The following is a 20,718-nucleotide window of genomic DNA, read 5'->3' as shown; positions in this document are numbered from 1 at the left end:
AGTCGCGATGCAGGAATTGTTCCCTCGAAGAGGATTACCTAATGTCATTCAGAAGCTGGAAAATGGGGAAACCGTGACCATAGCCTATTTTGGCGGTAGTAATACGCGTTCTGCAGGTTATCGGGTCATGACGGCGGAATGGCTGCGTGAGCAATATCCCGAGGCGGATATCCGCGCTGTGAATGCGGGTATCGACGGCACGGGATCCGACTTGGGCTGTGCCCGCTTGGAGACGGATGTGCTTCGTCATCAGCCTGATCTTGTGTTTGTTGAGTTCGTCGGCAATGATGGCGGCGTGCCTGAGTCGAAGGCGCGGATCGAAGGCATTGTCCGTCAAATTCGTAAGCGGAGCCGATTTATCGATATTCTGTTCGTTTACACGCTGAAGGAGCGAGATGTCGCAGGTTTTCAGTCTGGGGAGTACCAGAAAGGGGCCCTTATGCAGGAGGAAGTGGCCGATTATTATGGTATTCCATCGATTCATCTTGGTGTGAGGGTCAGTCAATTGGTGTCGGAAGGGAAGCTTATATTTACCTCAGGGGGTTCAGGGGCAGACAAGTCCATTCCGGGGGCCATTGTTTTTACGCATGATTCCATCCATCCGATCATCCCCGAGGGACATCAGATTTATACGGATACGATTACCCGGTCTTTGGAGCGAATTCGTAAACTTCAAGTTGGTTCGGGAAGTGTGGCACATAACTTGCCGCAGGACCCTTTGGTCCCGTCCAATCCTTGGGAGTACGCCGCTATGCTGCCACTGGAGGGGCATGCCGTTTTATCGGCAGGATGGTCCTACATGACCGCCGATGATTTCACTTTAGCCCGCGAGTATCATTGGTTGTTCCCTGGCTTATGGCGTGCGGTCGATCCTGGAGAGGCATTCACGGTGCAGTTCGAAGGCACGCACATCGGGCTGTTCGATATCGGAGGGCCGGATTCCGGCAGATTGAAGGTGACGGTGGATGGCGGGGAACCGTTCCTTGTCGACCGATTCACTACATACAACGACCATAATCGGAATCAGTATGTGTACTTGCCGGAACTTCCGAACGGGAAACACACGGTTCGTTTCGAAATCGATCACGAGAAGACGGACAAAGCGGCTGTGTTTGAGGCATGCGGCAATGAACGAAGTAGAGAGCATGTTCGGCAGCATCCCGATTGGTATGATCAAACGGTGATCCAGCTTGGGAAGTTATTGCTGGTGCAACCGCCACAGTAAGTGTCCTCTTGAGGGCCTGTCTTGTAACTGACTGCGATGGAGCGGTCAGATTCGAGACAGGCTTTTTTTACTTAAAATCTTATAAGAAATTCTTGAAATCAAAGAAATTTCGCGGTTAGGTGAGATGCTATGATAAACAAGACGGAGGAGGATTAGCCGGAATAGGGCTAGTCGTTTCTTTGCGATCATGCCAGCAAAGGAGGATATGATGTTTTGAAAGCGCAAACAATCTATGGAGAGGATGTGAGTGATAGGATGAAAAGGAAGCTGATCTTAATGGTTTTGATGATGACGATGATCATTCCTTTAAGCTTTCTTGGAATAAGAACCGCTGAGGCGGAGTCCTTACCGTATAAGACAATCATCATTGATGATGGCAGCCTCACAATCGATGGTGTCGTGACCCCTGATGCAGATAATGCAAATAACGGATACTCGGCTCCGAATTGGACCACAAGTACAGGGGTAAAGGGGTACAATAATTCCAGTTCCAAGTATACAAGCACAGTTGGCAGAACCATATCATGGAATCCGCGATTGGAAGCAGGAACGGCGAGAATTTCGTTCTACAAGCTTGATTGGGCGGATAAAGCAGATAGCAATGTGAAAATCGAAATCGTCCATAATGGTAGTACGGATGTTCAGTTCATCGATCTAAGACCTTCGTTCGGGGCGCCTGTGGGATGGGTCGATCTGGGCGAGTACTATTTTTCCGGGATTGGTGAAGAATACGTTAAATTGACCCGGTCTACCGCCAGCAGCAGTTCGATTCTTACGCGTGCGGATGCGGTCAAGTTCGAAGGGAATATCCAGCAGAAAGGGCCTTATAAGACGATCATTATTGATAATGGAAGCATCACGACGGATGGTGTCGTCACCATCGATGTGGATAACAAGAATAACGGATACTCGGCTCCTTATTGGAGTACCAGTACGGGGGTGAAGGGGTACAATAATTCCAGTTCCAGCTATACAGATGCTGTGGGAAGAACTATCACCTGGAATCCGCGATTGGAAGCGGGAACGGCGAAAATATCGTTCTACAAGCTTGATTGGGCGGATAAAGCAGATAGTAATGTGAAAATCGAAATTGTTCACAATGGGATTACCGATGTTATGTTTATGGATCTAAGGCCCTCATCAGGCCCATCCGTCGGTTGGGTTGATTTAGGTTCTTATTATTTTAGTGGAAATGATACCGAATTTGTCAGGTTGACTCGCATGCAGCCTACGACGGGAACGATCATTACGCGGGCAGATAGCGTCAAGTTCGAAGGGAATATTCGGCAGCAAGCGCCACCTTTGCCGCCGCTGCGCAGCCGCACATTAGCGAATCTCAGTTATACGGAGAAAGGCAGCATAGCAAACGCAAACTATAAGGCAACTTTCTATGAAGCAGCTTGGGATGGTGGCAAAACCATCGTTCGTGATCTGTTCTACAAGGATACGGGTACAGGAAACTGGGTACCCATTAATAATGTCGCGGAACGACTTGAAGAGCAATGGGTTTTATTGGATGGAAATGCAGGGAGTCGGACCAATTACTACGATACGATGAACAAACGGTGGATTACATTTGACGGGATTCAATTTCCAGACAGCCATACGGCTATATTAACCGATTCTTTGCATGGAAGCGATTACGATCTACAAGTGAAATGGTCCATGGCAGGGGACAAACCTGATGTATCCTTCGATTTTACGCCTCGCCGGGATGGCAATTATGTGGTCGGCTATCAGTCTTTCACAGCAGAGTCAACCGCTGGCATCAATGAAGTGTTAAATGGCTTCAGGTCGCATGCGAAAATGGTAGGTTCGGTGGAATCGACCAGCTTGAGGGAGTTAAGCGCTCCGATGAGTCTGGTTGAAAAGAATGACGGTGCGGGGAACGCCTTGACGTATGGCGTATTCGTACCGTCGGATGAACTGCCGGTCGAATTTGAACCGACGGGAGGCGTTTCCCAACAGCGGCTTGGGATGAGTCTTGTCAACAACGAAGGCAGCGTGCAGCCGATCCTGTACGCGCCGCAGCTAGGGACGTATTCGCAAATGACTGCGGAAAACACCTATCAATTTCATATGGGGCTAATCGCTCAGAGAAGCAGTCTGTATGAAGCCTACGAAGACATTCTTCGCAGTGAATACGATTATTCGGCGTACCGGGAAAATGTCGCGGGTCAATCGCTGACGGACGCCATGTTCAATATGATTGATCTGCTCAAGATCGAACCGCAGGGAGATGATTCTGTAAATTATGTCCCGTCTCCCAGCGGGTGGTGGAACCGGGCCAAGGGTTTCATTGATATCGAGAACGAGGATAGCGTACGAACAACATCCAGTGCGGCGCTTCTGGGGGCCTACTATTTAACAGGGGACGACCAGCTTTACGATACGCGGGCGCTGCCGTCCATACAGTACGGGGTATCGCGAAACGGGATCGGTTGGTCGCCGACACAGAAGCCGGTATACGGTGTACCGTCGTTATGGAAAATGGCAACCTTGCCGTTTGATGTTTCCAGCGTAGCCGCCGTCAATCAAATGCTGGGCACTTCGGCTGGCATTGGGGCGCTGGGGCAGGAAGAGTACCTGATGCGCGATCCTGATCAGAAAGACCGGGGACCTGTCATTCAGCCCCTGATGATGTATCGGATGACAGGTAATACGCAGTATTTACAGGCTGCCAAGGATGCAGCCGACAACTATATCGCTCAATATATCGATACGCCTGCATCCGTGAATGTGAGTAAAAATGAATTTATTTATTACTACGGCAAGCTGTGGATGGAGATCTTGGAGCTTTACGAAGAAACAAAGGATCCCAAATACTTGAATGCCGCGTACAAAGAAGCCAAACGATACGCCACCATGTTTGTAGCTCGTCCGGTTCCTGAAGGCACCGTTACGATCCCGCAGCCGGAGACGTATAATTACGCGGAATCGTTCCATTGGCCGGAAAGTGGTAAATACGCATATCCAAGGACCAAACTCCCTGAAGATGCAGCCGGGGGCGTACAAGCGGACAGTTGGCTTGTGTCACCCAACGGATTGACGTTTGAAGCGGGAAGTACGACCGGCTATTATCGGATGAATGCGCAGGAGGCGCCATTCATGCTGAGATTATCGCTCTATACCGGCGATAAACTGCTGCAGGATATTGCCCATAATGCAGTCATCGGACGCTATTCCAGCTATCCGGGGTATTATTATAAGGGCTTCGCCGTTAGTCAACTCGAGCCGGATTTTCCTTTGGAGGGGCCAAGCGGGGCGACATCCATCTATTATCACCATATGCCGGCGCAGCTCGGGCAAACGATGGATTATTTGATTAGCGAACAATCGCTCAAATCGAATGGAAGCATTACCTTCCCTTCCGTGTTCGAAACGAATTTCCTGTGGTTCAAATATCACCTCTATGGGAATAAGCCAGGTCAATTCTACGGCAATTCGAACGTTTGGCTCTGGATGCCCAAAGGGATCATTCAGACGAACGATCCGCAATTGAACTGGATAACGGGAGAGAGCGGAAATAAGTTCTACATCAGTTTAAGCAACGAATCGACGGCCGAGGTCCAGACGCCGATCGCATTGAATGCACAGATGATCGGGTTCAACCCAGCACAAAATTATAACGTAACGATCATCCGCGACAATGGGGCACCAGAGCAAGCGATAATGAGCGGCGGAATCATCCAAGCCACCGTGTCAGGCAAGGGAATAACAGCAATCATTGTGGAGGGGCTGAACATTGATGTGCCGTTACATCAGGTTCGAACAGCCGATTCCTCGGATGCAAGCTATTTCTTTGATGTGCACAGCCCAATCGATGCGGTGAAAGGCATGCTCATCGTTAAGCCCGACGAAACGTCCTACGATGCTTACGTAGAGGCCAAAACGACGAAACCGGCGACGATCCATTACTCTTTGGATGGCGGGGCCACGTACACGACCGTTCCGGATACCATCTATCCGATGGAATGGTCGATACGGGTAAACGATTTATCCAAAACCTTTACTTATTACGTGGAATCGGACGGCAAGCAGACCCGCGCGCGGACGCTATATCTGCCTGATCAGGTAGCGGCAACGCCGGTTCAACCGGAATGGCAGGAGGGACCATCCATTGTTGTAGATAATACAGAGGCGGAGACAGAAGGCATTTGGATACGAGATACAACCGCCAATGATTATTACTACGATAACTACGTATATGCCAAATCGACTGCCGGTACAGCCACAAGTACAATCAAATGGCGGCCAGAGCTGCCGCAAAGTGTCACGTATAGCGTGTATTACAAGCTGCCGCAAATCACTGCCTCAAGCGAAAATTGGGCAACCAATGCCGCTTTTACCGTTTATTATAGCGGGGGCTCCGAGACGGTGACCGTTGATGAGTCAGCGGCCAATGGGACGTGGGTGTTCCTGGGAGCCTACCCTTTTGCAGCAGGCGATAGCGGGTATGTCGAATTAACCAATATGGCCAACAAGTCACGGGTAGTGGCCGATGCCATGATGTGGGTGGATCCGAATAAGGCGCACCACTTGGAATCAGTGGCGATCCTGTCGGATCGGGATGAACTGCAGATGACTCAAGCTGCTCAACTGAACGTAGTTGGCCATTTGGATAACGGTCTGATCGCCGATTTAACGCAGGCAAACGTGCAGTATTTTGTTGATAGAACGGATCTAGCTCATGTAGACAGTAACGGTGCACTGACTCTGCAAAGTCTTGATGGGATTACGGATCATATCGCGGTGTGGGCCACAGTAACGATGGACGGAGCGACCTTAACAACGCCGCCTTTGACCATCGCGATCAAGGATCTGACGGTTATCGTCGACAGCACGAATACGACCGGGTTATATACGACGGAAGGGTCATGGAGCCAAAGTAATTTAGCCGGCTACAAAATTGGCGTGAAGTCCCGTTATTCAACCGTGCAAGGATCGTCGGCGACATGGAAGGCTCAATTTCCAGAGGGGAGATATACGGTCTCTATCTACAAAATCGTCCATACGACGGCAAACGATAATCATGTTAAAGTGGAAGTGAAGCATCAGTCGGTTACCGAGGTCACGTATATCGATGCGACTGTCGGCACGTCGGGTTGGGTGAATCTGGGCACGTTCGATTTTACAGGAGACGGCACCGAGTATGTTCGTTTAACCAGAGAGACTCCGACGACGGTAGATCCACCAACCCTTCCGGCGGACATGATTTATACGAGGGCTGATGCCGTCAAGTTCGAACGGCAATCCGCCAGCTCAGCGCTGCTCACGAACAAGGGGCCCGTGAAACCTTTCGTATCGAATTGGAATGGAGAGACATCCTATCGCATATCCCTTGCGGGCAAGACAGTCACCGACGCGTTAAACGCGTGGTATACGAAGAAATAGAGGTGTAAGGCGTAAGTCCGATACTGTCGTTGTTTCAAGCCATTCTCCGCTTGCTTGTTAGCAGGCGGGGGATGGCTTTTTTTTGCGAAAAAAAGTAATTTTTCCTTCACACTTTTCCAGTACAATAGAAGAAAACCTGTCTGGGGGCGTGCGTGAGTGGCAACGATTCTGGTCGCAGATGACGATATCAACATTTGTAAAATCACAAAGCTGTACCTCGAGAAAAACGGCTACGAGGTCGTGACGGCGAACGATGGCGAGCAGGCGCTTCGCCAGTTCGAGGAGATCCAGCCGGATTTCATCGTGCTTGACATCATGATGCCGAAGCGCGACGGCTGGGCCGTGTGCCAAAGCATTCGGGCACGCAGCGACGTGCCGATCCTCATGCTGACGGCGCGCGGGCAAGTGGACGAACGGGTCGAGGGGCTGAAGATGGGCGCCGACGATTACGTCGTCAAGCCGTTCGACCCGAACGAGCTGGTGGCGCGCGTGGCGACGATTATGCGCCGGTCATCGAAGCGAGCCGCGCCGGAAGCGGCGCCGCATATCTACGAGAGCGGCAGCTTGCGCCTCGACAGCCTCTCCCACGAGGTCACCGTGGAGGGTCATCCCGTGCAGCTGCCGAAGAAGGAGTACGAGCTTCTCCTCTTTTTCATGCGCAACCCGAACCAGGTGTTCACCCGGGAAGATCTCATTACGAAAATCTGGGGCTGGGATTTCGAGGGCGAAGATCGTGTCGTCGACCTGTACATCAAGCGGCTGCGGCAAAAGCTCACCGCCCTCACCGAACGCAGCAGCGACTGGAGCATCCGCACCGTCTGGGGCGTCGGCTACAAGTTTGAGGGGCCGGGGGCATGCTGAATTCCTTTTACCGTAAGATGTTGTTTATCTATATCGCGATTACGCTGGTATCGATTTTGGCGATTTCGAGCACGATCTCGTATACGATGAAGCAGAAAACGTACGACCGCAGCGAAAAGCTGCTGCTGGAAAAGGTGGAGCAGGTGGAGGAGCTGACGGCGGACTATTTCAATAACGAGACGCCGATCAAGGATTTCCGCAAGCAGATTCAGGCGCTCGAAAAGTCGTCAAACGTACGCGTAGCGGTGATGAAAACGCCTCGGGCCAATCCGGAACGCGGGATGACGATCGGGGAACAGCCCGTGCGGCAGGTGTGGCTGGAAAAGGTGCTGTCCGGCAATCCGGTGACGACGCGGGGCATTTTTGCACAGAACAGTTCCGTCAAAATGCTGATCGTCGGCCGTCCCGTCAAACAGGACAACCGGGTAGTGGGGGCGATTTTTCTGTACACGCCTCTCGTCAACATTCAGGGCACGATTCAGGAGATTAATCGCGCGATCTATAGTGCAGCGCTGGTCATTGCATTGCTCGCTGTCGCAGGACTCTACTTCGCTTCACGGCATTTTGTGAAGCCGATTCAGCGCATGAGCCGAACCGCAGAAGCGCTCGCCACGGGGGACTTCGGCGATCGCGTGCCCGTGCGCGGCAAGGACGAGATCGCTTCCTTGGCCGGTTCGCTCAACCGCATGGCCGGCAAGCTGCAAAAGGTTGAAGAAAGCCGCAAGCAGTTCCTCTCGGAAATTTCCCACGAGCTGCGGACGCCGCTGACGACCATCAGGGCGTCTTTGCAAGGGATCGTTGACGGCGTTGTCGAGCCGCAGGACGCCAAGGAATATATCGATGTCTCCCTCCAGGAGACACTCCGGCTTAGCCGGCTCGTTGAGGATCTGCTGGAGCTGTCTTCGTTTGAAGAGAAGAAAGTGAAGCTTCACCTTGAAGAGGTTGACGTGCCGGAGCTGGCGGGTCTCGTCGTCACACAGCTCACGATGAAGGCGAAAGCGAAGGGCATCGAGCTGCATGCGGCCAGTGATGGCGCGTACATGACCTTAGCTGATCGCGATCGGCTGCGGCAGGTGCTGATCAATCTGCTGGATAATGCGATCAATCATATTCCGGAAGGCTCCCATGCGGGCATCCATATTCGCGTTCTGCGGCAGGAACGTTGGATCGAGGTGTGGGATAAAGGGCCAGGGATTCCGGCGGAGAAACTGCCGCATCTGTTTGACCGCTTCTACAAAGCGGACGAGAGCCGGAACCGCAACGGAGCCGGGCTCGGGTTAACGATTTGCAAGCATATTGTCGACGCGCACGGCGGCTCGATTCAGGTAGAGTCGGGGCCGCAGGCGGGGACGATTTTCAAAATCTTTTTGCCAAAGGGGATCGAGGCATGAAATTTGTCGTAGCACCAGATTCGTATAAGGGAAGTTTAACGGCGGTCCAGGTGGGGGAAGTGATTGAACGGGCGATCCGGCAGGAGCTGCCCGAGGCTGAAGTCACCGTCGTGCCGATGGCCGACGGTGGGGAAGGCACGGTCGCGGCGGTGGTCGCCGCCTGCCGGGGCGAGCTGGTGCCGGTCACCGTGACCGGCCCGCTGGGCGAGCCTGTCGATGCGTGCTACGGCATCATCGATCAGCAAGGCGAGCGGACGGCGGTGCTGGAGGCCGCCAATCTGTTCGGCCTGCCGATGGTGCCCGCCGATCGGCGCAATCCCCTGCACACGACGTCGGCAGGGCTTGGCGAAGCCATGCGACATGCGCTGGATGGCGGCATCCGGCGCATGGTGATCGGCCTCGGCGGCAGCGCCACGAACGACGGCGGCCTCGGCCTGCTGCGCGCGCTCGGCGCGCAGTTCACCGGCGCAGACGGCGAGCCCGTCGGCGGCTTCGGCCGCGACCTGGCGCTGGTGGTGGCCGCCGATTTCAGCGGCCTCGACCCGCGCCTCGCCGCGTGCGCCATCACCGTGGCCAGCGACGTGACCAACCCCCTCTGCGGGGCAGAGGGGGCGTCCAACGTCTATGGCCCGCAAAAGGGCGCGACGCCCGAGCTGGTGGCCCTGCTCGACGGCGCGTTGGCGCGCTACGCCGACGTCGTGACGGCGGCGCTCGGCACCGCGGCGCACCGCGATACACCCGGCGCCGGCTCGGCTGGCGGGCTCGGCTTCGCGCTGCTCGCGCTCGGGGCGAGCGTGCGCTCCGGCGCCGAGGTCGTGGCCCGGCTGACCGGCCTTCAAGCGCACATCCGTCAGGCCGACTGGGTGCTGACGGGAGAAGGGCGAAGCGACGGGCAGACGCTGTTCGGGAAGCTGCCCTTCTGTGTCGCGAGTTGGGCCAAGGATGCGGGCAAGCGAGCGGTGCTCATCTCCGGCTCTCTCGGAGCGGAGAGTGAGAAGCTGTTCGACGTATTCGACGCCATCTTCGCGATTGTACCGGGGCCGGCCTCGTTAGAGGCGTGCATGGCGGAGGCGGAGCCGAACCTGTACGGCTGCACGCGCAGTGTGGTTAGACTCATCCGGGGGTCAGCTCAGAGGTAACCCTTTATAGGACCAGGCTTACCAGGACAACAGCTGTGATCGCATGCGTCAGCGCATGGGCGAGCATGGCGGCGGGTAGGCCTTTTTTGATGTACAGCCAGCCAAAAAGCAGACCGAGCACACCGTTCATCAGGAAGCAGCGGATGACGATCAACGCGGGGAGTTCGCCGAAAAGCGCATAGGAAGCCGGCAGGTGTCCTGCCGCGAACAGGAGCGCCGCGCCGATATTGGCGCAGACGTAGATCCAGGGAGCGACGGGTGCAGCGTCGCGCCTGCCGCGGGTCAGCTTCCACAGCAAGAAGGCGAGCAGCGAGAGCATGAACAGCCGCAACATGACCTCCTCGATGATGCCGCCGTACACAACGCCGGCTAACACTTGCAGTAAGCTGTAGTGCGCTTTCGTATAGCTGTCAGCAACTTGAGGGATTTTGGGCCCGAAGAAAGCATAGTCGAATAGGAAGAAGAGCATCCCGATCACGCCAGTGAACACTGCGGGCAAGAGGGTGGATGTGTTCCAGCTGATGCGCCGCAGCAGATTGAGTTTGCCGGCCAGCACGTAGCCGAAATAGCCGAGCAGTCCCGTGTACAGCACGCCCGTTTGCAGAGCGGTCACCAGCACATAGGCGGATTTGGACAGATGGGCTTGAGCGGCGATCTCGTCGGTGAACGTGGTGAGTCCAACAAGCGCTCCCCCGAGCAGGCCGACAGGCAGCATGGCCAGAGCGAATCGTAACGCATGGGAATGGATCCATCGCATGTTACTGCACCTCCAATTTGGATTTCAAACGCTCTATCAGACGGTGAAAAGCGGGTAGCTCCGTCAAGCTGGCCAATGCGGGATTCGCTGTCAGCCCCTGCACCATGCTGGCTTTGATGACGGGCTCCTCCCGGGGAGCCGCCGTAGCGGTTTCGGCCAGCCATGGGCCGATGCGATCGAAGAAATCGTCTCCCTTCAGCGCCGCGGGGAAGCGAAACGCGCCGCAGATCTCGACATATTTGCCGAGCATGTCGAGCGCTTTTTCAGGCAGCCCGTGCTGTAGATACAGCTGCGCTCCCGCCATATACAGCTGGATCATCAGATTCGGATTGAGCGCCTCCACGCGGTAAATGCCGGAGAGCGCTTCCGCGCGCCGCAGAATCTCTTCGGCTTTGGCCAGCTGGTCCCCGTGTAAAAGCAGTTCATAAGGCATCGCCCCGAGCAGGCTCATCACATGTTGGTAGGCGGCGGCCTGGAGTACCTCTTTCGCTTTGTCGGCCTGACCAAGCTGGTGGTACGCCTGGGCGATGAGGCTGGTCGCCGGCAATTCGAGGCGTACCTCTTCACCCAGCAGGCCAAGCGCCGATTGCGGCTCGCCGAGCATCAAACGGCATGTAGCGTGTAGGAACGCGGCGTCTTTCGCCAGCCAAACATCCTCGCTTTCGCGGGCGGTTCGTTCGCAGAGTTCGCTAATTTGCCGAAGGACAGCTGATTGCTGCTCTGGATGGGGAGCCAGCATGTGATGATTCAGCAGCAGCCCCGCCATTTGCAGCAGCAAGGGGAAGCAGGCGTAATATTTTCGAATCAATGCCTGACATTCCGCTAGCGCTTCCTCGAACGGTTGCGAGGCGAATTTGGCAGCGAGCTGTCGGTACAGTTTGGTGATTTCCTCTTTGGGCAGCTGCGGCGAATAGCCCATCAGTTCGTCAATCGAGATATTGAAATAAGCGGCCAGCTGGGGAAGGAACGTGATGTCCGGATAGCTGGTGCCTGTCTCCCACTTGGAAACCGATGCTTTGGACACGCCGATATAGGCGGCAAGCTCGTCTTGGGTAATGCCTTTTTCTCTTCGTTTGGCGGCTAGAATCGTAGCGAGTTGAATTTCTTTCATGGCGTGATGATCATCTCCTTGACCCAATTATCTCTGATTTCTGCCATGTGGAGCAATGGATTCGTCGTTGATTTCAGTTGAAAAAGTCAACTGCAAGGAAACTTTTCCGCGACAAACTTATGACATAACTCTGCAGTAAGATAGGAACTGTCAGCAAGTCAGGCAAACTTGATCCAAACTTATCTAAACCAAGGAGTGATCTTCTATGTTGAAAAAGTTAGCAAGTCTCGCGCTCGTAGGCGCCATCATAGCTGCCGTGCCGACCATGGCGTTTGCGGAGAATACCTCGGGGACGGCTCCGAAGGCGGAGGCGTTCCACCCGCTCAAGCAGCTGCTCCAGGAGAAAGCCGCGGCTTTCGGTATTGCAACGGACGGCAAGACGAAAGAGCAAATAAAAGCGGAGATCAAAAGCGCAAGCGAGGCGGACCGTTTGGCGCGTCTGCAGGCGGCCGCGGCGAAGCTCGGCATCGCCACAGATGGTAAATCGGCGGAGCAGTTGAAGACAGATCTGCAGGCGGCTGTGCACACGAAGCTGGCAGCGAAAGCCGATAAGCTTGGTGTCGGCAGTGACGGCAAAACGAATAAGGAGCTGCGAGAGGCGCTGAAAGCCGCTAAGGCTGCGAAAAAATCCGAACGCGATGCCAAAAAAGCGGACGCTGTGAACAAGAGGGCGGCGAAGCTTGGCATCTCTACGGACGGCAAGACGACGGCGCAGGTGTTTGCCGAGATCCAGAGCGCATTGCAAGCGAAGTGGGCGAAGCGGGCGAAGCAATAAGCAGCCTCGGCGCCATTACGAAGGAAACCTCCCGAATCAGCGGGAGGTTTTTTCGTTTGCATGCAAACGAATGGAGAGCCTGCCCTGCTCAGTTGTTTGCCCCGTCTCTTCGCAATATTTACATTCATTTCATGCTACAATAAACGTATTGGAAAGATTAGGATGGGTGCGGGAGGGGACAGGATGCTTTTCTTCGCAAAATTTTTGCGACGGCTGATTCACCTGAATAATTGGCTTGTTGTGCTGTGCGCTGCGCTCTTCATCGTCTTCAGTGCCCTGTTGGCGTATGCGATGGAGCCGGACACCTTTGAAACACGCTTTAACGGGTTCTGGTGGGTCATGACGACAGTGACGACGGTGGGTTACGGCGATTTCTATCCACATACGGTTGCGGGCAAATGCTTAGGAATTGTTGTGTATATGTTCGGCATTGGCATCATTTCCATTACCATCAGCAAAGTGGTCGATGCGCTGTTCGTGTACCAGCGACGGAGGGAGGAAGGGAAGTTGAAATATTCAGGTGAGGGTCACTTTGTATTGATTGATTGGACGCAGCATGCGGACAATGCCATGAAGGAGATTCTGCAAACGGATCCGCAGGCGGAAATTGTGCTGATCGACATGATGGAGAGAAGCCCGATTCGGCATGAGCGGGTCCATTATATTCAAGGCAATCCTCAACATGTAGAGACACTCGAAATGGCGAATACCGGGCAGGCCAAAGCCGTATTTATTTTCGCCGATGAGGTGACGATGTATCAGAATACGGTGCGCGATCCGTCTTATGTGGACGGTCGGACACTGCTGGTCGCCGCAACCGTTGAGCGCAATTACAGCCATGTGTACACCGTTGTTGAGGTGCGGGACAAGCGGAATCTGCCGAATTTTGAGCATATTCATGTGGATGAGTTTATATTCGGAAGCGAGACGATTTCCCAACTGGCGGTGCGCGCGGCGTTTAATCCCGGCAGTTCCCGGATTGTCTCCCAATTGCTGACGCGAACCCCGGACGGTGAAGATTTGTATGAGATTCCGAAGCAGTCGGAGTGGGTGACATTTGAAGAGGCCTTCCACGCCTTGCTTCGTCAGGGGGCGACGCTGATTGCCGAAGGTGACCGCCTCGATATTAACAAGCGGCTGAAGGAGACGATTCCGCCCGATGCCCGCCTGTTCGTCATTTGCGATTATGAAACGTATGTGCGGATAGGACAGTCAATTGTTTCCTGAGCGTAGAACATCCCCGGACTTTAATACAGCCCGGGGATGTTTTATTTGACTTTTAATATTTTGACCAGTTTACTCAACGTCGTCCCTTGCACCAGCAAAGAGAACACGACATTGCTGAATGTCATGGCCAGCAGCAAGTCACGTCCTTCGAAGGAGGGACTGACGCTCAGAATCAAGGCGATGGATAAGGAGCCTTTCAGGCCGCCCCAGGCGATAATCGGCTTCCATGCTTCGGGAACGGTGCGGTCAAGCGCCAGACTTGCGTATACCGCGATAAATCTTGCCGCGAGTACAATCAGTATACTGCCGCCAATCTCCGGCCATTTGTCGACAAAATTGATGTTGGAGATTTCAAGACCCACCATCAAAAAGATAATGGCGTTGGCGAGGAAGGCGATCACCTCCCAGAAGGAATCCATTTTCTCCAGCGTCGTATCGGACATGCCGACGTTCTTGCCGTAAGTGCCGAGAATCAGACCGGCGAAGACGACGGCGATGACGCCGGAGAGATGAAAGGCTTCGGCAATTTCGAATACGCCATAGAACAGCACGATGGAGAGTCCGATTTCGACGAGATAATTGTCGATGCGCGATGTAATGCGGGATGCGAGATAGCCGCCAATGAGCCCGATCGCGATGCCGAAGACGATCACCTTCAAGAACGATAAGGCACCGCTGGTGACGCCGGATACGCTGAGCGCGGTGGTCACTAAGGCGATTTTGAACAGGACGACGGCGACGCCGTCGTTGGCGAGGCTCTCGCCTTCGACAATGATCGAGAGTCGCTTGTTCAGGCCAAGTGATTTGAAAATACTGAGCACTGACACGGGGTCCGTAGCGGCCATCAGGGCTCCGAAGACGAGTGCCTTCTGCAAGGAAAGGCCGAGGAGCAGGTGACAGAGCACCGTTATCAGCAGGAAAGTAAGCAGCGTGCCGAGCAGCGCCAGCAGCAGAATGGAGCGCTTGTTTTCTTTGACCTCGTGAAAATGCAGCTTGAGGGCGGCATCGCCAATGAGCGCGGAGAGGAAAATCAGAATGACCGTTGTCTGGAATACATGATCGGATGCAACATATTCCTTGATGTCGTGCAGCGCGCTAATAGGGACGATACCCAACACCAGCCCCGCAATGACTAATAGCGTAGGGTAAGGCTGCTTAATCAGGTGAGCGATATATGCGATCGCTACGGCAATCGCCGTCAGCACTAACCAGTAGTGGATCATAGGAACCTCCTAATATCTGTTGTTTCGTTTCTTGCCAAACCTATGTATAATTAGAACCATTGACTATCGGCCCCGGTTTTTCTGAGAGTGGAAAACCAATTAATTTTGATGAAAGAGGAGTGGTTTTGGTTGTTCGTACAATTGAAAATAGCTTGGTTCTCCAACGTGCGCAAGGACGTTCTTGCCGGCATGACGGTGGCGTTCGCCCTGATTCCGGAAGCGATTGCTTTCTCGCTGCTGGCGGGAGTCGATCCCATGGTCGGCTTGTATGCATCCTTCGTTATTGCGGTGACGATCTCATTCATCGGAGGACGCTCCGGCATGATTTCCGCCGCGACGGGCGCGATGGCTTCCCTCATGGGGCCGCTGATGGCCAAATACGGCATTGAGACGCTGTTTGCAGCGACGGTGCTGACCGGTGTCATTCAGTATTTGATGGGTATACTCAAATTCGGCCGTTTTATTACGTTTATTCCCCATTCCGTCGTTACCGGATTTGTGAATGCGCTGGCGATCATCATTTTTATGGCGCAGCTTCCGAACTTCGCCGGAGCTACCTGGGCGATGTATCTGATGGTGGCTGGTACGTTGACGATTGTGTATGGACTGCCGCTTGTTACGAAGGCAGTGCCATCGGCGCTGGTTGCTATCATCGTGATGACAATCCTCTCTGTCGCGTTCCATCTGGATTTGCGCACCGTCGGCGATATGGGCGATATTACGCAGGCACCGCCGTTCTTCCACATTCCGGATATTTCGCTTTCCTGGTCCCTCATCGGCCATATTCTGCCGTTCTCGCTGGCGCTCGCGGTCGTGGGTATCACCGAGTCGCTGATGACGGCGACGATCGTGGATGAAATGACTGAGACGAAAAGCGACAAGAATAAAGAGGTTCGCGGTCAAGGCATTGCCAATATCATCACAGGCTTTTTCGGCGGCATGGCCGGCTGCGCGATGATCGGGCAGACCGTCATTAATGTCAAATCCGGTGGGCGCTCACGGTTATCGACGTTCGTCGCGGGGGTGTTCCTGCTGTTCCTGATTCTCGTTGCCGGCAGTGTGGTGAAGCAGATTCCGATGGCCGCGCTTGTCGGGGTAATGGTCATGGTGTCGGTCGGTACGTTCGACTGGCATTCGCTTCGCACACTGGGCAAAATCCCGCGCAGCGACGCCCTCGTCATGGTCGTGACGGTGGCGATTGTCGTCGCGACGTCGAATCTCGCCATCGGTGTGATCTCCGGCGTCGTCCTCAGCGCGCTTACGTTTGGGTGGAAATCTGCCACCATCAAAACTCTTACGCACATCGACCCGCAAGGGGCGAAGGTGTATCGGATTACGGGTCAGTTGTTCTTCGGCACGATGAGCCATTTTGTCGATCTGTTCACATATCGAGAAGACCCTGCCCATGTCATTATCGATTTCAGCAGTTCCCACGTGTGGGATCATTCAGCAGTGACGGCGATTACCAAGACCGTACAAAAATATCAAGCGCTGGGCATCGAAATCCAGCTTGTCGGGCTGAACGAGGAGAGCACGAAGCTGGTTCAGCAAGCGGGTTTGTAGCCGCTGAAGCCATTTTCATAAGAAGAAGCACGGTAGTTCTCTTGAACGCCGTGCTTCTTTTTTGCATGCCGTACCTTCCGTTTAATTTACGTCCACGTTAGTCCGGTCAGCAAACGATGTTTCATCAGTGAGAGCAGGAAATCGTCGTAGAAATCCGGGCGTACGATAAATTGGTAGTCGTGATTTTTGTAAGCATAGAACAGGACATCGGTCAGCACATGATTGTTCTCGAAATCATGCTGTACCCCCTTGATTTGCCCGTCAACGGCATCTCCGCCAAGTACATGAATCCGGAATTCGATGTCGTCGCCGTTTTGTGATTCTTGAATCGTGAGCTGGCTGGCATCATACGTGTAGGATAGCATAGCAAGCACCTCCCAATTTTATGATTACATAAGATAACGCAGATAAATATAGAAGCTTGACAGTACAATGGATAACAACATCAAAGGTAGACCGAATTTCAAATACTTCATAAATGTAATAGGATATCCTTCTTTACCGGACAGCCCTGCTACAATTAGATTGGCACTGGCGCCAATCAGTGTGCCATTGCCGCCAAGGCATGCCCCTAACGCGAGACTCCACCAGAGCGGCTCCAGATTGTTCACGCCCATGTTACCCATTTCGTGAATCATGGGAATCATAGTGGCGACGAAGGGAATATTGTCCAGGAAGGCAGAGGCGATTGCGCTCATCCATAGAATGAGCATGGAGGTCGCAACCTCATTGCCGCCTGTCAGCTCAATCGCTTTGGCAGCAAGCTCGGCAATGACCCCGGTCTCCACCAGCCCGGAGACGAGTACGAACAATCCGACGAAGAATAAGATTGTCGGCCATTCGATGCTGTGCAGCGCAGGCTCCAGCATGCGCTCTCCAGTTAGGAGCAGCAGCAGGAATGCGCCGGCGAGGGCGACAGTCGCCGATTCCAGGTGGATGCTCTGGTGCAGGAAGAACCCGGCAATCGTTACTCCCAGCACGATCAGGCATTTCCATAGCAGCTTGCGGTCGGTCAACATGGCATTCTCATCCATATTCAGGATGCTCATCTGCAGTTCAGGCGTGGAGCGAATTTGCTTGCCGAAAAGCAGCAGAAAGATGGGGATATAGATCACCATGATGATGAGCACAATCGGAGCCAAATTGTCGATGAATGCCATAAAGGTCAGCTCTGGTACGGAGCTCCCGATCATAATGTTGGGAGGATCACCGATGAGCGTTGCCGTACCTCCCGCGTTGGAAGCGATGATTTGCGTGAACAGAAAGGGAAACGGATGTACACGGAGCTGTCTGGTGATGCTCAGCGTAACCGGAACCATGAGCAGAACGGTAGTGACATTGTCCAGAAACGCCGAGCAGACAGCTGTAATGACGACGAGAGCGATTAAGATGCGGCTAGGCTTGCCTTTCGCCAGTTTGGCGGCTTTCAAGGCGACAAACTTGAATAGCCCGGTCTCGGCCGTAATACCCACAATAATCATCATGCCGACCAGCAAGCCTAGTGTATTGAAGTCGATATGATGCACCGCCGTTTCCTGGCTGACGATGCCGAAGGCGACCATCAGGACGGCCCCTGCCATGGCGATGATGGTACGATGAATTTTTTCAGAAATAATAATGCCATAGATGAGCACAAAGATGCCGATTGCCCAGTAAGCTTGATCTTCCATAGAGCCTCCTAGAATAGTGTTCTGCATAGGTTTTCCAGAGGAGTGGCGCTCTATGTCCGAAAAAAGACAAAAAGAAGCCTGCTTTGACAGACTCCTCCGGAACGTGCATTATGTGATTTCAGTTTTTACTATACAGGGGCAGGCAGGGCAAGTAAAGACTTTTGGGCAAAAAAGCACTTGCAGGAACAGATCTTCGACTTCGCATGGACCCGCTATAACCCGTTCTTTTTATGCTTCAGCCGTTTGTTGGCGGCAGCCAGTTGAATGAGCGTTCCAGCAATCAGCGCCAGCAGAGGAATGTAGAGAATGAGAAAATATAGGAAAGCAGGGCGATCCCAATTCATGGTAATCATCGGAACTTGCCCAGCAAGCACGCAGGCAAACAGACCAATTAGCCGATTGTTACGTTCGATAAGCGAGTCGCTGTCGGTAAACAGAGCACGTTTGGCTCCCTCATAGGGGATGCCCCAGATATACCAGCCGCTGCCGGAATAATACTGCCGCCAGCCGGCATCCTCGCAGATCCGAATATAGTTGGGGTCTTTTCGGATTTGATAATCAGCACAGTAGCTCATCTTGCGCGGCTCCCCGCGCTTGAATCGGAAGCGGGTTCCCAAACGGTCAATGTTATCCAGATGCCAGCCTTGCGCCTCCATGTCTTCGAGCCACCGTTCAAGCAGATCGGACCGGCCTGCGCTCCACCATTTGAACACGTGTTTGATTTCACTCATCTCCATATCCCTCCAGCAGTTTTGAATTTTCGTAAAGCTCTTTGAGCCGTGCGATTTCAAGCTTCAGCAGCTCGATTCCGCTAGGCGTGATCCGGTACAGCTTGCGTCGGTCTTCTTCGGCAATCGCTGCAATCAGCCGGTCTTTCTCCATGCGCGAGAGACTGCCGTAGATCGTTCCGGGACCTAGACGAATCCGACCGCCGGTCAGTTCCTCGACGAATTGGATAATGCCGTAACCGTGGCGATTTTCAGTCAATGAAAGCAATATATAGTAGGCGGTTTCCGACATAGGCAAGTAGTGTTGATACAATTTTCCTTGGCTCATGGGAGGCTCCTTGTCTTGCATCGCGATTCGTTATATCGTGTTATGATATATCGTAACGTGAGTATATCAAGGCTCGATATAAAAAGCAATGGGCATTCTAGATCTATTTGAAAATTCGCGCTTTTTTGGGTAAAATCACAGGACAAGCGTGGCGGCATGGGAAAATTTGCCGCCTAAAATCCGTCGGAAAGAAGGTGGAGCCATTGGGCAATCGGTTCAGGCGTAGCCGGTTGCGGTTGGAACTTTTCAGGCGGACACGCGTATGTAGTTGTCATAACAAATAACAGGAGGTATCATCGTTCAGATGGAATCAGAGCAGGAAAGTTTTTGGCAGTTAGTTAAAAAAGGCAACACCTCTTCGATGGCAGCAGCCATTGGCAATACGTTTATTGCGATCGTTAAGGGGGTCGCCGCCGTGCTGACAGGCAATGGCGCGATGTTCGCCTCTACGATGCATTCGATCGCCGATGCGATCAATCAGGCTTTTGTTTTTGTCGGCAGCGTTCTTGCAGAGAAGAAACCGACTCGCCGTTTTCCAACTGGATTCGGGCGGGTTATAAATATATTTTGTATGGTCGCCGTAATTGTTGTGACGGTCATGGCTTATGAAACCATCAAAGAGGGCTTTCATTTAATTGCCCATCCTGTGAAGCACTCGTCGGGCTTTATATTAAATTTTGTCGTTCTGATTCTGTCCATTCTTGTTGATGGCTACGTGCTCGTGAAAGCGATGAAAGAGATCGTGCACGAGTCCCGTAATGAAGCGAAAGGGGTGGCGGTCTTTGCCGCTGCATTTCGGAATGTGAAGCGAGCGGCGCCTCCGACGCGTCTTGTATTCTATGAAGATCTGGTCGCGACGACCGGCTCGCTGCTGGCTTTGATTGCGGTCGTTGTCACCACATTCACGGATCTTGCTGTATTCGACGGACTTGCGACGATGCTTATTGGGTTCCTCATGGTCGGCGTTGCGTTCCGCGTCGGGTATGACAATATGGTCGGTCTGATCGGTGTAGCGGCCCCTCCGGATGTGGAAGCGAAGGTTGCGCGGCTAATCCTTGGAAATGAACAGGTCACAGACATTTACCAACTGCGTGTGCTGCAGGAAGGCCGTTATTATCACGTTGAGGGCTTGATCGAGCTGAAGCGCGGATTATCGCTGGCGGATGCCGACGATATTAAGTTCCGCATTCGCGACAAGCTGCTGCTTGACCCGGACATTACGGACGTGACCATCGGCATTATTGAAGATAACGGCGTAACCAACTGGGTGCCGGTGGAGAGCCGGGTCTAGGGAGCTGCGGGAAGTTTGCGGTATACCTTATTTCG

General features: G+C 53.5%; 16 protein-coding genes. 9 read left to right on the top strand and 7 right to left on the bottom strand.

What is annotated here, in order from left to right:
• Positions 1-7 precede the first annotated feature (7 nt).
• The 5 genes from EJQ19_RS00990 (at position 8) to EJQ19_RS00970 (ending at position 10,010) form a co-directional block, all read left to right on the top strand.
• On the top strand, positions 8-1,225 hold the full coding sequence (locus EJQ19_RS00990; protein ID WP_126139348.1) for an SGNH/GDSL hydrolase family protein: 1,218 nt from the start codon (positions 8-10) through the stop codon (positions 1,223-1,225).
• Positions 1,226-1,438: 213 nt separating this feature from the next.
• Positions 1,439-6,619, top strand: coding sequence for a golvesin C-terminal-like domain-containing protein (locus EJQ19_RS00985; RefSeq protein WP_126139347.1), 5,181 nt, complete (start codon positions 1,439-1,441; stop codon positions 6,617-6,619).
• 156 nt (positions 6,620-6,775) lie between these two features.
• Complete coding sequence (locus tag EJQ19_RS00980; RefSeq protein ID WP_126139346.1) at positions 6,776-7,480, top strand: response regulator transcription factor; 705 nt, start codon at positions 6,776-6,778, stop codon at positions 7,478-7,480.
• Complete coding sequence (locus EJQ19_RS00975; protein ID WP_126139345.1) at positions 7,474-8,871, top strand: sensor histidine kinase; 1,398 nt, start codon at positions 7,474-7,476, stop codon at positions 8,869-8,871. The genes EJQ19_RS00980 and EJQ19_RS00975 overlap by 7 nt, the downstream gene beginning before the upstream one ends.
• The gene (locus tag EJQ19_RS00970) at positions 8,868-10,010 is read left to right on the top strand and encodes a glycerate kinase (protein WP_126139344.1); all 1,143 of its coding nucleotides are present in this window, start codon (positions 8,868-8,870) and stop codon (positions 10,008-10,010) included. The genes EJQ19_RS00975 and EJQ19_RS00970 overlap by 4 nt, the downstream gene beginning before the upstream one ends.
• A gap of 4 nt (positions 10,011-10,014) precedes the next feature.
• Here EJQ19_RS00970 and EJQ19_RS00965 read toward each other — a convergent pair whose 3' ends face one another.
• Together EJQ19_RS00965 and EJQ19_RS00960 are read right to left on the bottom strand one after the other, a co-directional pair.
• A complete protein-coding gene (locus EJQ19_RS00965; RefSeq protein WP_241242670.1) occupies positions 10,015-10,767 on the bottom strand; it encodes a CPBP family intramembrane glutamic endopeptidase in 753 nt (250 codons plus the stop codon).
• 1 nt (position 10,768) lies between these two features.
• Positions 10,769-11,878 (bottom strand): helix-turn-helix domain-containing protein, encoded by a 1,110-nt coding sequence (locus tag EJQ19_RS00960; protein WP_126139343.1) that lies wholly within the window; start codon positions 11,876-11,878, stop codon positions 10,769-10,771.
• A 205-nt stretch (positions 11,879-12,083) separates the two neighbouring features.
• On the opposite strand from EJQ19_RS00960, the gene EJQ19_RS00955 reads away from it, so the two are divergent.
• Together EJQ19_RS00955 and EJQ19_RS00950 are read left to right on the top strand one after the other, a co-directional pair.
• Complete coding sequence (locus tag EJQ19_RS00955; RefSeq protein ID WP_126139342.1) at positions 12,084-12,653, top strand: hypothetical protein; 570 nt, start codon at positions 12,084-12,086, stop codon at positions 12,651-12,653.
• Between the two features lie 183 nt (positions 12,654-12,836).
• On the top strand, positions 12,837-13,880 hold the full coding sequence (locus EJQ19_RS00950) for a potassium channel family protein (protein ID WP_126139341.1): 1,044 nt from the start codon (positions 12,837-12,839) through the stop codon (positions 13,878-13,880).
• A 41-nt stretch (positions 13,881-13,921) separates the two neighbouring features.
• Here EJQ19_RS00950 and EJQ19_RS00945 read toward each other — a convergent pair whose 3' ends face one another.
• On the bottom strand, positions 13,922-15,103 hold the full coding sequence (locus EJQ19_RS00945; protein ID WP_126139340.1) for a cation:proton antiporter: 1,182 nt from the start codon (positions 15,101-15,103) through the stop codon (positions 13,922-13,924).
• Positions 15,104-15,232: 129 nt separating this feature from the next.
• Between EJQ19_RS00945 and EJQ19_RS00940 the strand changes: the two genes are divergently transcribed.
• The gene (locus EJQ19_RS00940) at positions 15,233-16,666 is read left to right on the top strand and encodes a SulP family inorganic anion transporter (RefSeq protein WP_126139339.1); all 1,434 of its coding nucleotides are present in this window, start codon (positions 15,233-15,235) and stop codon (positions 16,664-16,666) included.
• An 86-nt stretch (positions 16,667-16,752) separates the two neighbouring features.
• On the opposite strand, the gene EJQ19_RS00935 is transcribed toward EJQ19_RS00940, so the two are convergent.
• The 4 genes from EJQ19_RS00935 to EJQ19_RS00920 form a co-directional block, all read right to left on the bottom strand.
• Complete coding sequence (locus EJQ19_RS00935; protein ID WP_126139338.1) at positions 16,753-17,031, bottom strand: hypothetical protein; 279 nt, start codon at positions 17,029-17,031, stop codon at positions 16,753-16,755.
• 24 nt (positions 17,032-17,055) lie between these two features.
• Positions 17,056-18,336: an ArsB/NhaD family transporter gene (locus EJQ19_RS00930; RefSeq protein ID WP_126139337.1), complete on the bottom strand. Its 1,281-nt coding sequence runs from the start codon at positions 18,334-18,336 to the stop codon at positions 17,056-17,058.
• A gap of 212 nt (positions 18,337-18,548) precedes the next feature.
• On the bottom strand, positions 18,549-19,067 hold the full coding sequence (locus EJQ19_RS00925) for a DUF2812 domain-containing protein (protein WP_164716247.1): 519 nt from the start codon (positions 19,065-19,067) through the stop codon (positions 18,549-18,551).
• Positions 19,060-19,392 (bottom strand): PadR family transcriptional regulator, encoded by a 333-nt coding sequence (locus EJQ19_RS00920; protein WP_126139335.1) that lies wholly within the window; start codon positions 19,390-19,392, stop codon positions 19,060-19,062. Before EJQ19_RS00920 ends, EJQ19_RS00925 begins: the two co-directional genes overlap by 8 nt.
• Before the next feature lie 304 nt (positions 19,393-19,696).
• Between EJQ19_RS00920 and EJQ19_RS00915 the strand changes: the two genes are divergently transcribed.
• On the top strand, positions 19,697-20,683 hold the full coding sequence (locus EJQ19_RS00915) for a cation diffusion facilitator family transporter (protein ID WP_126139334.1): 987 nt from the start codon (positions 19,697-19,699) through the stop codon (positions 20,681-20,683).
• Positions 20,684-20,718 lie beyond the last annotated feature (35 nt).

Source organism: Paenibacillus whitsoniae, assembly GCF_003955665.1.
GTDB classification, from domain to species: Bacteria; Bacillota; Bacilli; order Paenibacillales; family NBRC-103111; genus Paenibacillus_E; species Paenibacillus_E whitsoniae.
The sequence above is the reverse complement of the archived record's forward strand: the minus strand, read 5'-3'. Positions and strand labels throughout refer to the sequence as shown.

Bases quoted from the DNA above. Each gene is read 5' to 3' on its own strand.
- EJQ19_RS00990 (WP_126139348.1), top strand. From the start codon at position 8: ATGCAGGAATTGTTCCCTCGAAGAGGATTACCTAATGTCATTCAGAAG.
- EJQ19_RS00975 (WP_126139345.1), top strand. From the start codon at position 7,474: ATGCTGAATTCCTTTTACCGTAAGATGTTGTTTATCTATATCGCGATT.
- EJQ19_RS00970 (WP_126139344.1), top strand. From the start codon at position 8,868: ATGAAATTTGTCGTAGCACCAGATTCGTATAAGGGAAGTTTAACGGCG.
- EJQ19_RS00965 (WP_241242670.1), bottom strand. From the start codon at position 10,767: ATGCGATGGATCCATTCCCATGCGTTACGATTCGCTCTGGCCATGCTG.
- EJQ19_RS00960 (WP_126139343.1), bottom strand. From the start codon at position 11,878: ATGAAAGAAATTCAACTCGCTACGATTCTAGCCGCCAAACGAAGAGAA.
- EJQ19_RS00955 (WP_126139342.1), top strand. From the start codon at position 12,084: ATGTTGAAAAAGTTAGCAAGTCTCGCGCTCGTAGGCGCCATCATAGCT.
- EJQ19_RS00950 (WP_126139341.1), top strand. From the start codon at position 12,837: ATGCTTTTCTTCGCAAAATTTTTGCGACGGCTGATTCACCTGAATAAT.
- EJQ19_RS00945 (WP_126139340.1), bottom strand. From the start codon at position 15,103: ATGATCCACTACTGGTTAGTGCTGACGGCGATTGCCGTAGCGATCGCA.
- EJQ19_RS00935 (WP_126139338.1), bottom strand. From the start codon at position 17,031: ATGCTATCCTACACGTATGATGCCAGCCAGCTCACGATTCAAGAATCA.
- EJQ19_RS00930 (WP_126139337.1), bottom strand. From the start codon at position 18,336: ATGGAAGATCAAGCTTACTGGGCAATCGGCATCTTTGTGCTCATCTAT.
- EJQ19_RS00925 (WP_164716247.1), bottom strand. From the start codon at position 19,067: ATGAGTGAAATCAAACACGTGTTCAAATGGTGGAGCGCAGGCCGGTCC.
- EJQ19_RS00920 (WP_126139335.1), bottom strand. From the start codon at position 19,392: ATGAGCCAAGGAAAATTGTATCAACACTACTTGCCTATGTCGGAAACC.
- EJQ19_RS00915 (WP_126139334.1), top strand. From the start codon at position 19,697: ATGGAATCAGAGCAGGAAAGTTTTTGGCAGTTAGTTAAAAAAGGCAAC.